This is a genomic window from Albidovulum sp., assembly GCF_049646345.1.
Lineage (GTDB): Bacteria > Pseudomonadota > Alphaproteobacteria > Rhodobacterales > Rhodobacteraceae > Albidovulum.
In genome coordinates this window covers 1-3516 of the sequence record NZ_JBARVQ010000837.1, presented here as the reverse complement: position 1 = coordinate 3516, position 3516 = coordinate 1, and the positions used below count along the sequence as shown (strand labels likewise).

At 65.4% G+C, this 3516-nt stretch carries 7 protein-coding genes; all 7 read left to right on the top strand.

Annotated elements, in window-relative coordinates:
- A partial coding sequence (locus WBB85_RS21975; protein WP_432640704.1) for a GNAT family N-acetyltransferase occupies window positions 1-510 on the top strand: 510 nt, incomplete at its 5' end.
- Window positions 507-1037 (top strand): GNAT family N-acetyltransferase, encoded by a 531-nt coding sequence (locus tag WBB85_RS21970; RefSeq protein ID WP_432640703.1) that lies wholly within the window; start codon window positions 507-509, stop codon window positions 1035-1037. The genes WBB85_RS21975 and WBB85_RS21970, both read left to right, overlap by 4 nt.
- Before the next feature lie 151 nt (window positions 1038-1188).
- On the top strand, window positions 1189-1485 hold the full coding sequence (locus tag WBB85_RS21965; protein WP_432640702.1) for a chorismate mutase: 297 nt from the start codon (window positions 1189-1191) through the stop codon (window positions 1483-1485).
- A 54-nt stretch (window positions 1486-1539) separates the two neighbouring features.
- Complete coding sequence (rpsP, locus tag WBB85_RS21960) at window positions 1540-1965, top strand: 30S ribosomal protein S16 (protein ID WP_432640701.1); 426 nt, start codon at window positions 1540-1542, stop codon at window positions 1963-1965.
- 14 nt (window positions 1966-1979) lie between these two features.
- Complete coding sequence (locus WBB85_RS21955; RefSeq protein WP_432640700.1) at window positions 1980-2150, top strand: hypothetical protein; 171 nt, start codon at window positions 1980-1982, stop codon at window positions 2148-2150.
- The gene (rimM, locus tag WBB85_RS21950; RefSeq protein ID WP_432640699.1) at window positions 2140-2646 is read left to right on the top strand and encodes a ribosome maturation factor RimM; all 507 of its coding nucleotides are present in this window, start codon (window positions 2140-2142) and stop codon (window positions 2644-2646) included. The genes WBB85_RS21955 and rimM overlap by 11 nt, the downstream gene beginning before the upstream one ends.
- On the top strand, window positions 2643-3452 hold the full coding sequence (gene trmD, locus WBB85_RS21945; protein ID WP_432640698.1) for a tRNA (guanosine(37)-N1)-methyltransferase TrmD: 810 nt from the start codon (window positions 2643-2645) through the stop codon (window positions 3450-3452). Before rimM ends, trmD begins: the two co-directional genes overlap by 4 nt.
- The last annotated feature ends 64 nt before the right edge of the window (window positions 3453-3516 follow it).

The following is a 3516-nucleotide window of genomic DNA, read 5'->3' as shown; positions in this document are numbered from 1 at the left end:
CCCGTCCTGACCACCGACCGCCTGACCTTGCGTGCGCCGGTCATGGCCGACTGGCCCGCCTGGCGCGACTTCGTCGCCTCCGACCGGTCGCGCTATATTGGCGGGCCGCTTGATGAGGGCAAGGCATGGCGCGCTTTCGGCCATATCGCGGGCATGTGGGCGTTGCGCGGCTACGGCTCGTTCGCCTTCACGCTGAAAGGCTCCGACGCACCGCTCGGCATGACCGGCCCATGGTATCCCGCTGACTGGCCCGAGCGCGAGCTTGGCTGGACCCTCTGGACGCCGGAGGCAGAGGGCAAGGGCTACGCCCGCGAGGCTGCCGAGGCCGCCCGTGCCCACGCTTTCCACGATCTGGGTTGGAACACGGCGGTCAGCTATATCGACCCCGACAATGCCCGCTCCATCGCGCTGGCCGAGCGGCTGGGCGCATGGCGCGACGACACGGCCGCCTATCCCGGCGACAGACCTTGCCTCGTCTACCGCCACCCCACACCGGAGGCGTCGGCGTGACTGGACAAGCACTGACCATCCCGACCCTGCGCACCGACCGCCTGATCCTGCGCGCGCCCCGGCTCGACGATGCGGACGCATACATGGCAATCATGATGTCGGACCGCGCCGCGCATATGGGCGGACCCTTCATCCGCCAGATGGCCTGGTTCGACTTCTGCGCCGAAATCGCCAGCTGGCAATTGCACGGCTATGGCCCCTTTTCGATGGAAGAGGTGGCAACGGGCCGCTTCACCGGCATGTCGATCCTGCACCATGCGATGGGCGACCCGGAACCGGAACTGGGCTGGATGGTCACCGACGGAAATGAAGGCAAGGGCTATGCGGCAGAGGCCGCAATCGCCACCCGTGACTATGTCTTCGGCACGCTCGGCTGGGACAGCATCGTCTCCTATATCGCACCCGGCAATCACCGCTCGGTGGCGCTCACCGAACGGCTCGGCGCAGGGTTCGACGCCGATGCCGCCCGGCCCGAAGAATGTCCCGAATGCCTCGTCTACCGCCACCGCCGGAAGGCAAAGCCATGACCCGTTCCGTTTCTTCATTGCCCAAATACCCCGGGGTCCGGGGCAGCGCCCCGGTTCTGGCCCCGCAATCCTGCGCGACTGCCGCCGATACCTGTCCGACGCTTGCCATACGTTTTGCCGACACATTGCCGACCCCGCACCGGAGGCCCCGATGAGCGATCCCACAACCCTTGCTGCCGCCCTCCTGAAGGGACACCGCGAAAGCATCGACCGGCTCGACGCGATCCTCGTCTACACGTTGGCCGAGCGCTTCAAGCACACCCAGGCGGTGGGGCGGCTCAAGGCCGAATACGAATTGCCCGCCTCCGATCCGATGCGCGAGGCGCAGCAGATCGAACGGCTGCAGCGCATGGCGCTCGACGCCGATCTCGACCCCGCCTTCGCCAAGAAATTCCTGAACTTCGTTATCAGCGAAGTCATCAGGCACCACGAGAAACTACAGAAATAACCAAGGAATAACAGGCATCTGCCTGTTTCAAAGCCAAGTAAAGGAGACATTCAAATGGCTATGAAAATCCGCCTCGCCCGTGGGGGCTCCAAGAAACGTCCGTTCTATTCGATCGTGGCCGCCGACAGCCGCATGCCGCGCGACGGCCGCTTCCTCGAAAAGCTCGGCACATACAACCCGCTCCTGCCGAAGGATTCGGAAGAGCGCGTGAAGATGGACATGGAGCGCGTGCAGCACTGGCTCTCCAAAGGCGCACAGCCGACCGACCGCATCGCCCGCATGCTGGAAGCTGCTGGCGTTAAGGAAAAGGCAACCCGCGCCAACATGAAGAAGGCCGAGCCGGGCGACAAGGCCAAGAAGCGCGCCGAGGAAAAGGCCGCGAAAACCGCCGCCGCCGCCGAAGCTGCCGCTGCCCCCGCCGAAGCACCGGCCGAAGCGCCGGTTGAAGAGGCTGCTGCCGACGAAGCAGCGTCCGAATAAGGCGCTGAAACCAAATGCTGATCGGCTTCTTCCTGCGTCGGCTCGTCACGCTCACCTTATGCGCGGGGGCGTTCTGGCTCGGGATGAAGACCGACCGCATACTGGTCCCGAAAACGGCCGCCGCCCCGGTGGCGGCCGCCGCCCCGGTGGCGGCCGACTGCCCGGAGGTGACGGATGGCGACTGACCGCATCTGTGTCGGCGCCATTGGCGGCGCGTTCGGTGTCATGGGCGAGGTGCGGCTGAAAAGCTTCTGCGCCCAGCCCGAGGCGATTGCCGCCTATGCCCCGCTTTACACCGAAGACGGCACGCGCAGCTTCAGCCTGCGCATCACCCGTACCGTCAACAACGGCTTTGCCGCGCGCCTCTCGGGCATCACGAGCAAGGAAGAGGCCGATGCGATGCGCGGCGTCGAACTCTACGCCGACCGGTCGATGCTGCCGAACCTGCCGGATGACGAATTCTACCATTCCGACCTGATCGGATTAGAGGTTTTCGACACAGGTGGCACCAAACTCGGCACGCTTCGCGCGGTCCACAATCACGGCGCGGGCGATATTCTTGAGATCTTCGCACCGGGCCGGAAGACCGCGCTTCTCCTGCCCTTCACGCGTGCCGCTGTCCCCACGGTCGATCTGACCGCCGGGCGCATCATCGCAGACCCGCCGGAGGAGACCGAGTGACGGGTGAGGAGAAACCGAAATCGCACGGGCGGCTTTCCGTTACGGCCTCGCTCAAGCCACGCGACCTGATGGCGGAAGTCCCGCGCCTCAAAGGGGCATGGACCGCGCGCATCATCACGCTTTTCCCCGAGGCATTCCCGGGGACGCTTGGCCTTTCCCTCACCGGCAAGGCGCTGGCCGAGGGGCTCTGGCAGCTTGAGACGATCCCCCTGCGTCCCTTCGGCGTGGGCAAACACCGCAACGTCGACGACACGCCCGCAGGCGGTGGCGCGGGCATGGTGCTACGCGCCGATGTCGTGGGCAACGCTTTCGATCAGGCCGCCATCGGCACCCCCCCCGACCGGACGAAATGGCCGGTGGTCTACCTCTCGCCACGCGGCAAACCCTTCGATCAGGCCGTGGCCCGCCGTTGGGCCAGGGCGCAGGGCATAACCATGCTCGCGGGCCGGTTCGAAGGTGTCGACCAGCGGGTGCTGGATCACTACGCCGTCGAAGAGGTCAGCCTTGGAGACTTCGTTCTCTCCGGGGGTGAAATTGCCGCGCAGGCCATGCTTGACGCCGTCGTGCGGCTTTTGCCCGGCGTCCTTGGCAACGCCGCCTCGACCGAGGAGGAAAGCCATTCTCACGGCCTGCTGGAACATTCGCAATATACGCGGCCCGCTCTCTGGGAAGGGCGCGAGATCCCGCCCGTCCTCATGTCCGGCCATCACGGCGAGATTGAAAAATGGCGGCGGTCGGAGGCGGAGCGCCTGACGCAGGATAAGCGGCCGGATTTGTGGGCGCTGTATTCCGCCAAGACCAGGTAGCCCCGGCACAGGAGATGTTTCAGAACAGATCAGCCTGTTTTTGAAGATCCTCTGGCGAAAGGCG